Below are 7,395 nucleotides of genomic sequence, written 5' to 3' on the forward strand. Positions count from 1 at the left end.
GGCGTGACGCGCTCGCCGTCTTCGTCGCCGCCGACGATCCGCTCGACACCTATCTCGTCCATCATCCCGATGTGTTCTTCGACCGCCCGGTCGAGGCGACCGTCGTCGATCCGAGCAACCCGTACGTGCTCGGGCCGCAGCTCGCGAGCGCCGCTGCCGAACTGCCCCTGACGGCCGCCGACGAGGCTCTCTTCGGCGCGGACATGTGGCCGCTCGTCGAGGCGCTCGTCGCCCAGCGCGTCCTGCGTCGGCGTCCGAGCGGCTGGTACTGGGCGCGCGACGACCGGCCCGGCGACCACGTCTCGTTGCGGGGCGACGGCGGCAGTGACGTGCGCATCGTCGAGTCGCGCACCGGGGCCGTGCTCGGCACGGTCGACGGGGAGCGCGCCCACTCGAGCGTCTTCCCGGGCGCGGTGTACGTCCATCAAGGGCGCACGTTCGTCGTGACGTCCCTCGACCTCGACGACGGCAGTGCGCACGTCGTGCGCGGCAACCCGGGGTGGTCGACGGCGGCTCGCTCCGTCAGCTCGTTCGACATCCTCGAGGAGGGTCGGTCGCAGACATGGGGTGCCGTCGGCGTCCACTACGGCACCATTCGGGTGCGCACGCAGGTGACGAGCTTTCTGCGACGGCTGCCCTCGGGCGAGGTCATCGGTGAGCACCCGCTCGATCTGCCCGAGCGCACTCTCATGACGAAGGGTGTGTGGTGGACGGTTCCCGAGGAGCACCTGCTCGACGCCGGCGTGACACCAGAGAGCGCGCCCGGGGCTCTGCACGCGGCCGAGCACTGCTCGATCGGGCTGATCTCGCTCGTCGCGCAGGGTGACCGGTGGGACGTCGGTGGCGTCTCGACCGCGCTGCACCCCGACACGGACATGCCCACCGTCGTCGTCTACGACGCCCTGCCCGGCGGCTCGGGTTTTGCCGAGCGCGCCTACGAACGGGCGGCGACGTGGCTGCGCGCCACGCAGGACGCCATCGTCTCCTGTGGCTGCGAACACGGCTGTCCGGCCTGCATCCAGTCGCCCAAGTGCGGCAACGGCAACTCCCCGCTCGACAAGGCCGGCGCCCTCACACTGCTCGAGTGCGTCCTCGCCGACGCGCCTGACGACGACTCGCGTCGCCTCGAGGGCGGCTGAGGCCGGTTGTCGACCCGTCGAGTGCGGCCCTGACACCGGCGACGGGGGTGCTGACGTCTGTCTGGCCGAGTGGTCTTCGGGCGCGCCGGCGCGGGCGGTCGCTGTCACCTCGTGCCCGAGGGCCGAGGCCCGACGTGCCGTCACCTGCACCCCCGTCGACAGCTCGGTGCAGCTCGCGAGCGTCGCGTCGTTGAGGCGAGCACTGTGCCCGGCGGCCGCGCAGGCGTCCCCTGCCGGCAGGCGCGCTGCGCCGAGCACGACGGACGCACCCGCCAGCGCCGCGTGATCCGCCGCGAGCCTCACGCGCTCGGCGTCGACGGCGATGCGCGCATACGTCGCGACACCCGCGAACAGCGCGACGAGCATCCCGACGACGCCCACCATGACGACGCTCGCACCACCACGCTCGCTCGGAGTCCGAGGTGCGCGCGGATCAGGTGTCCGTGACCTTGCCGGTGTCGGTGTTTGTGTTTGCGCGGACGACCGCGACCACGTCCGTCGACACGCGCGCGGCAGCTGGCGCCACAGATGGGACGGCTGCGACGAACGCGTCGACCCGTGCTGGGGTAGACGCGGCTGTCGGGATCGCCAGATCATGGGCCCTCTTCCTGAGCGGCCACCGCACGGGCCGTGACATCGGGCAGCACCCAGCCGAGGGGCGACGGCGGGCGGGCGACGAGCGAGACCGTCACCCACCCGCCGTCGCGAGCGACGCTCAACGTCGCCGGCACGCCCGTCGCGGCGACGGCGCGACGTACGGCGTCGTCGCCGTCACCCCTGGCGGCCGAACGGGCGGCGACGGAGGCGGCGTTCCACGTCCGATGATGGGTCAACAACAACTGCGTGAGGGCGACGACGAGCGAGACGACGACAACAACGGCGGGCAGCGCAACGGCGAATTCCGCTGTAGCCATGCCTGATTCGTCGACCAACCAACGACGGCGCAACCATGTGGGCAGATTGCATCCCATGGTCGCGGACGCAGGCTTCGTCGACGCCCGACCGGCCGCAGGCCGAGCCGTTCGAGTCGATGGAGCACTCGTCGCCGTGAGCGTCGCCCGCGACGAGGTCGCCCTCGCCACCCCCAGCGCCGTCGCCCGCGTGGTCATCGTCGCCCTCGCCGTCAGCGCGTCGACAGTGCCGAGGAGAAGATGCCCTCGAGCGCGGATCGGACGGTGTCGGACTTGACGATGGCGATGAGCACAGCGGCGAACGCGACGGCGGCGATGGTGCCGACGGCGTACTCGGCGGTCGACATGCCGTGCTCGGCGGCTTCGCTCGCGGCGCGCCAGCGGCGCAGCAGCTCGTCACGGGTACGGCGGGTGGTGGCGATCATGGTTGTCTCCTTGAAGGTGGTGCGGTTGTCGTCCGGAGTGGACGTCCCGGCGCCGGCGGCGACGGAGTGTGTGGGCGCTCAGGCGGGCAGTTTCACGAGCCCGAGCACGAGCGGAACGATGGCGATGAGGATGAAGGCGGGCAGAAAACACAAGCCGAGCGGCAGGACGATGCGCACGCCGGCCTTCGCGCCCGCTTGCGTGACACGTTCGGCCTCGGAGCGACGCAGGTCGTCGGCCGCCTGACGCAGCAGCGAGCTCGGCGCCGCGCCGCAACGTCCGGCCAGTTCGAAGGCTGTCGCGACGGGACGCCAGACGGGCGGCGCGAGCGCCCAAGCGCTACGTTCGTCCACGCCCCAGCGCAGCGCCGCCGCGACGCGGCTGACCGTACTGACGCCACCGGCCGCGTTCCCCGGCGAGCCTGCGCTGTTCGGCAGCTCGAGCCCGCCGGCATCCCGAAACGCCGTCTCCGTCGACGGCCCTCCCCGCTGCGCCGCTCCCACGGCCTCGAGCGCGACGACGGCGGGCGCCCCGCCTTCCAGTGCGAGGGCGAGCAGATCGATGGAGGAGGCGACCGCCAACGGATGATCCGCCGTGTCGCTCTCGTCGCTCGTGACGAGGACGGGCCGCTCGGCCCGCGTCGAACTCGGCCACAACGCCATCGCAGCGGCGCTCGCCGCCACCAGCACCCACACCGTCATGACGTCGCCGCCTCGGTCGGTGCCTTGAGCGCGGACGCCGTCATGCGACGCGACCACCGCGCCCCGACGAACATGAGCGCAATCCCGGGCCACAGCGTCACCAGCCCGGAGAAGCCGCTGTAGCAACCGAGCATGTCGACGCCCAGCAGCATCCCGAGGCCCACCCCGAGCACCGGCAGGCCCAGCAGCACCGACGTGCTTGCCTTCGCACCCGCCGTCGCACCGTCCACGCACGCACGATGCGAGCGCCGTGCTCGCACACTGCGGGCGGCACCCTCCATCGCGTCGGCGAGTGGGCATCCGTGCCGCGCCGACAGCTGCCAGGCCGCGGCGACCTCCTCGAACGCGGCGCTGCGCCACAAGCGTCCGAGGTCGCGCCAGACCTGCACGACATCACCGTCGCGCACCGCTTCGAGGCGCAGCCGCTGCCACCCGGCACTCGTCGCGCTCCCACCCGCCGAGGTGGCCCCCACACCATCGAGCGCCATGATGAGGGCCGGCGTGACGGCCGACCCGGCGCGCAGCACCGTGACGAGAGCGTCCACGAGCTGCAGGCATTCGGCCTCGGGATCGCTGCTGCTCAGGCGCCGCACCCCTCGCACCGGCCGCCGGTCCTCCCGCGGAAGAGCCTGCACCCGAGCCGGCCAAGCGATGACGGCGACGGCAGCGGCGAGCGCCAAGGTCATGACGTTCATCGCACACCTGCCAGGTCGCACAGAGCGGGCCAGGCACCCGCGCGCACACCGCGCTGCCAGGCTGCCTCGACCCGCAAGCCGTGATGGTCGCCCCCCATCACCCCGACGCTCGCGACGCGGCGCATCCCGTCGACGCGTTCGACGTGGATGACGACGCTGATCGCCGGCCGCAGCTGTGTGCGCACTGCTTCGGGGCTCATGCCGGCCAGCGCGCCGAGCGCTTCGAAACGCGCGGGCACGTCGGCCGCCGCGTTGGCATGAACGGTGCCGCACCCACCCTCGTGGCCCGTGTTGAGCGCCGTCATGAGCTCACGCACCTCGGCGCCACGCACCTCGCCGACGACGATCCGATCGGGCCGCATGCGCAGGGATTGCCGCACGAGCGCGGCCAGCGGCACTTCGCCGACCCCCTCGACGTTCGGGGAGCGCGCCTCGAGTCGCACCACGTGCGGGTGTTCGACGGCGAGCTCCCGTACGTCCTCGACGACGAGAAGGCGTTCGTCGTGGGGCACGTGACGCAGCAGCGCCGCGAGCAGCGTGGTCTTGCCCGTTCCGGTGCCACCGCTGATGACGAAGGACACCTTGGCCCGCACGAGGGCGAGCAGCAGCGCGGCCACCTCGTCGTCCATCGCGCCGCGGGCGACGAGGTCGCCGAGACCGATTCGCAAGCCGCCCGGCACACGCAGGCTCAGGTGTGCGCCGTGGTCGACGAGCGGCGGCAGCACCGCATGCAGTCGCACCCCGCCGGGCAGGACGGCGTCGACGTAGGGGCTCGCGTCGTCGAGGCGCCGGCCCGCTGCGGCAGCGAGGCGCACGGCGAGTCGCCGCACGTCTTCCTCGCCGCCCAGGTCGAGCGCGATCCGTTCGACGCCGCATCCGCGATCGACCCAGACACCCCGGGTGCCGTTGACGAGCACGTCGCTCACCCCGGGGAGTTCGAGCGCTTCACGCAGCGGCCCGGCGCCGAGGACATCGGCGTCGAGGCGCGCCTCGAGTGCGACGCGCTGCTCCTGCCCGAACACCGGCGCGTCGAGCTTCACGAGCGATTCGAGCGAGCGCGCGCTCGGTGCACGCCCGGCGTGGATCTCCTTCCACATGCCTTCGGCTACGCCCATGACGGCTCCCGTTCGAGGCGCGCGACGAACATCGACACGTCGCGCACGAGGCGGGTCATCGTCGTCTCACGCTGCCCCGGCCATCGGCCCGCGAGCAGGTCGGCCGGGCAGTGGGCGCTCATGCGCCACCGCGTCGGGCCGGCCGCGACAAGCGGGGCACCGAGCGATTCGGCGAGCACGGAGCGCGTACGCACCGGCGTCTCGAGCGCGACGAGCGCGACCGGCGCGATGCTCGAGCCGCCCGGCTCGTCCAGCGCGAGCTCCGTGAGCGCTCGCACCGTGTGCTGCGCTGCAGCCGTCGACGCGAGCGTGCCGCGCACGAGCAGCACGATGACGTCGAACTCCCCCGGGCGTGGCAGCGGATGCGCGGCCAGGCAGTGCACGACGTCCCCCGCGACGTGGGCGAGCGCCTCGTGCGTCGCGCGCCTCGACTCCTCGTCGACGACGGCGGGAGAGGCGGTGTGGCTGAGCACCGCCACCCCGTCGCGCTGCGGCAGGGCGGCGAGCAGCCGCTCACCGTCGATGTGGGATCCCGCGCCACGCAGGGCCGGCCAGCGCGCACCGGGCGTCGTCTCGAGGTCGAGCAGCACGTCGAGCCCACCCGTTCCGGGTTGACCGTCGACGAGGGCCACCGGCGGTCTCGACGAGCCGCTGGCCGCCGCGACCTTCGCCAGATACCCCGCGAGCGCAGCCCCGAAGCACGCACCGTCGATGCTCGAATCGGGGCACATCACCGCGATGCGACGTCCACGCACGAGCGGGGCCTCGAGGGCCCCATCCCCGACGCCGACGATGCCACCGCCCGAACCGGCCAGATCATCGACGTCGTCGGCGAACACCTCGCCATCCGGCCAGGCATCACGCGCTCCGTCGCCTCGCGCCGACTCGGCGGACTGCTCTTCACTGCGGCTTCGATGCCGCCCGGGGAGTTCGAATCTCGCCCCCGCGTCGTCCCATGCGTTCATGGCTCCACCGTCACGGCCGGCACCAGCCCGGGCCAAGGTCGCGAGAGCCGAACCTGTGGATCAGCCTGCAGGCGAGGGCAAAAACCGGCCGTAGCCGTCACACCCTGTGGATGACGCACCCGCCCGTCGCGGCCTCAGCGCCTCCGTCGGGGCCCGCCGAATTCCAGCCCCCGCCGCACCCACCGGCCAGGAACAGCGACAGCCCCCGTCGGGGGGACGACGGGGGCTGTCTATGCGTGCATACCCTTGGGGGTGCGGCATGCACGCCAGCGCTCGACCCGAGGGGAGCGCACTGCTTCAATATGTCACGGTGGGCACGCTAATCCAAGCCGGAACCTGTTGATTTACTGAGACTTCACCCACATTACGCCAAGACTCCACCCTGAAGTGGGTGGCAATTGCTTACAATCCGCCGAGCCGCCCGGCGAGGACCGCGTCCGCGATGCGCATGCCTTCACGCGCGCCCCGCTCGTACGAGCCGACGCAGAACGTCAGCCACAGGCGAACCCCGTCCGCGGAGCCGGTCGCATACGCCGCGAGCGCCCCGACGTATCCCGCGCTCGCCTCGCGCAGGTGGCCGACCTCGGGCACGCAGACTCCCGTCGGGTCGAGCCCGGCGGCCTGCACGAGGGCCCGCTCGAAACCTCGCGCCACGATCGCGTTCCCGCGCACGAAGGGGCGCATCGTCGCGATCTCGGCATGAGCGAGGGCGGCGACCACCGCCACCGGTGCCTTGTCATGGCACGCGACGAGTTCGTAGAGCCCTCCGAGCCGCGCGGGAAGTTCCAGTGCCGGCACGGGCGCTCCGACCTCGACGAGTTCGGCGCACACCTCGTCATCGCGACGGGGGCGTCCTACGGCGTCGGGCGGCAGATCGACACCCGCCGAAGACCCCGCTACGGCGACGTGGAGGCGTGCGAGGGCCTGAGCGGGGGACGTCAGCACGAGGTCTCGGGCATGCTCCGTCTCGGCGGTGGCTTGCACCGCGCCGCGCAGCGCCCGCTCGAGCGGGTCGGGCTCCTCGGGCCACGACGTCAGCCCGACGACCAACTCACGCACGACGTCGACGGAGACCTCGGCGCCGTCCAGCGCGGCGCTGGCCCGCGCCCCGCGCACACGCGACTCGGCGGCGGCCTGCGGGATGCGCCGTCGCAACGCGTTGTGCCAGCGCAGTTCGGTGCAGGCTTCACGGGCACGATCGACACTCTCGCCCACCTCGGGCAGGTCGGCAAGGGCACGCACGGCGTCGACGGTCGCAGTCATGGCGCAAGCGTACTCAGCGCCCCACGTTTGCTACCCGTCAGTATGCGAACCGCCCTCGACGCGCCACCCGGGCGATGCGATAGAAAAGGGTTGACGCCTGTGATCCACACCTCATCGCGCCGACGATCCGGGGCCTCACCCGCGCCGATGACGTCACGGAACCACATCCACGCCTCAGGGTTG

Annotated in this window: 8 protein-coding genes and 1 pseudogene; 1 reads left to right on the forward strand and 8 read right to left on the reverse strand. The window is 72.3% G+C overall.

Features of this window, described 5'->3' with window-relative positions:
* On the forward strand, positions 1-1,139 hold a 1,139-nt coding region (locus AX669_RS05265; protein ID WP_156444934.1), incomplete at its 5' end, for a DEAD/DEAH box helicase.
* A gap of 93 nt (positions 1,140-1,232) precedes the next feature.
* On the opposite strand, the pseudogene AX669_RS14185 reads toward AX669_RS05265, so the two are convergent.
* The 8 genes and pseudogenes from AX669_RS14185 to AX669_RS05300 form a co-directional block, all read right to left on the reverse strand.
* Positions 1,233-1,736: pseudogene (locus AX669_RS14185) on the reverse strand (Rv3654c family TadE-like protein); the annotation flags it as partial.
* On the reverse strand, positions 1,733-2,053 hold the full coding sequence (locus AX669_RS13610) for a TadE family type IV pilus minor pilin (RefSeq protein ID WP_038569562.1): 321 nt from the start codon (positions 2,051-2,053) through the stop codon (positions 1,733-1,735). The pseudogene AX669_RS14185 and the gene AX669_RS13610, both read right to left, overlap by 4 nt.
* Positions 2,054-2,262: 209 nt before the next feature.
* A complete protein-coding gene (locus AX669_RS05275) occupies positions 2,263-2,475 on the reverse strand; it encodes a DUF4244 domain-containing protein (RefSeq protein WP_006943941.1) in 213 nt (70 codons plus the stop codon).
* A 78-nt stretch (positions 2,476-2,553) separates the two neighbouring features.
* Positions 2,554-3,174, reverse strand: coding sequence for a type II secretion system F family protein (locus AX669_RS05280; protein ID WP_006943927.1), 621 nt, complete (start codon positions 3,172-3,174; stop codon positions 2,554-2,556).
* The gene (locus AX669_RS13615; RefSeq protein WP_006944015.1) at positions 3,171-3,869 is read right to left on the reverse strand and encodes a type II secretion system F family protein; all 699 of its coding nucleotides are present in this window, start codon (positions 3,867-3,869) and stop codon (positions 3,171-3,173) included. The genes AX669_RS05280 and AX669_RS13615 overlap by 4 nt, the downstream gene beginning before the upstream one ends.
* Positions 3,866-4,984: a TadA family conjugal transfer-associated ATPase gene (locus AX669_RS05290; protein WP_231729428.1), complete on the reverse strand. Its 1,119-nt coding sequence runs from the start codon at positions 4,982-4,984 to the stop codon at positions 3,866-3,868. The genes AX669_RS13615 and AX669_RS05290 overlap by 4 nt, the downstream gene beginning before the upstream one ends.
* Positions 4,975-5,949 carry a hypothetical protein gene (locus AX669_RS05295; protein ID WP_006943999.1) on the reverse strand — a complete coding sequence of 325 codons (975 nt, stop codon included), beginning with the start codon at positions 5,947-5,949 and terminating at the stop codon, positions 4,975-4,977. Before AX669_RS05295 ends, AX669_RS05290 begins: the two co-directional genes overlap by 10 nt.
* Before the next feature lie 402 nt (positions 5,950-6,351).
* On the reverse strand, positions 6,352-7,212 hold the full coding sequence (locus tag AX669_RS05300) for a hypothetical protein (protein ID WP_006944034.1): 861 nt from the start codon (positions 7,210-7,212) through the stop codon (positions 6,352-6,354).
* Positions 7,213-7,395 lie beyond the last annotated feature (183 nt).

Origin of the sequence: Dermacoccus sp. CCH2-D9, from assembly GCF_001556795.1 — a bacterium.
In the GTDB taxonomy this organism is placed as follows: domain Bacteria; phylum Actinomycetota; class Actinomycetes; order Actinomycetales; family Dermatophilaceae; genus Dermacoccus; species Dermacoccus nishinomiyaensis.